Here is a 791-nt window from a genome sequence, read left to right as displayed (position 1 = left end):
CGCGAGTGGCCGGAGACCGGCGACCGCCCGCGCCGGGCCGGGATCTCCTCCTTCGGCATCAGCGGCACCAACGCCCATGTCATCGTCGAGCAACCGACGCTCGGCGAGCCCGAAGAGGAACAGCCCGAGACCGCGCCTGAGGACGCCGAGGCGACTGCCGGGGCCGACGCGACTTCGCATCCGGTGTACCCCTGGCTGCTGTCGGCCAGGTCCGAACAGGCCCTGCGCGCCCAGGCGGAACGACTGCTGACCCATGTGCGTGAGAACCCCGACCTCGACCCGACCGACATCGCCTACTCCCTGGCGACGACGCGCTCCGCGCTCGAGACCCGGGCCGCGCTGATCGCCGGCGACCGCCGGACATTCCTCGACCACCTCTCCGAGGTCGCCTCGGGCGAGAGCCCCTCCGCCGTGTTGCACGGAAAGACGGACGCCCGGGGCAAGTTGGCCTTCCTGTTCACCGGCCAGGGCAGCCAGCGGCCGGGAATGAGCCGCGAACTGTACGAGACCTACCCGGTGTTCGCACGGGCACTCGACGAGGTCTCGCAGCTACTCGAACTCCCCTTGCGGGAGATCGTGTTCGGTGACGACGCCGAGCGCCTGAATCAGACGGCGTACACGCAGCCCGCGCTCTTCGCCATCGAGGTGGCCCTGTTCCGGCTGCTGGAGTCGTGGGGTGTGCGCCCGGACTTCGTCTCCGGTCACTCGATCGGTGAGCTGGCGGCCGCGCATTGTGCGGGTGTGCTGTCGCTGGAGGACGCGTGCACGCTGGTGGCGGCGCGTGGCCGGCT

At 70.5% G+C, this 791-nt stretch carries 1 protein-coding gene; it reads left to right on the top strand.

Translation table 11 applies throughout. From position 1 onward, the window contains the following. Positions 1-791, top strand: a 791-nt coding sequence (locus IE249_RS35495) for an acyltransferase domain-containing protein (RefSeq protein ID WP_189711655.1), incomplete at both ends; no start/stop codon positions are given.

This window comes from Streptomyces anandii JCM 4720, from assembly GCF_014650655.1.
GTDB lineage: Bacteria > Actinomycetota > Actinomycetes > Streptomycetales > Streptomycetaceae > Streptomyces > Streptomyces anandii.
The sequence above is the reverse complement of the archived record's forward strand: the minus strand, read 5'-3'. Positions and strand labels throughout refer to the sequence as shown.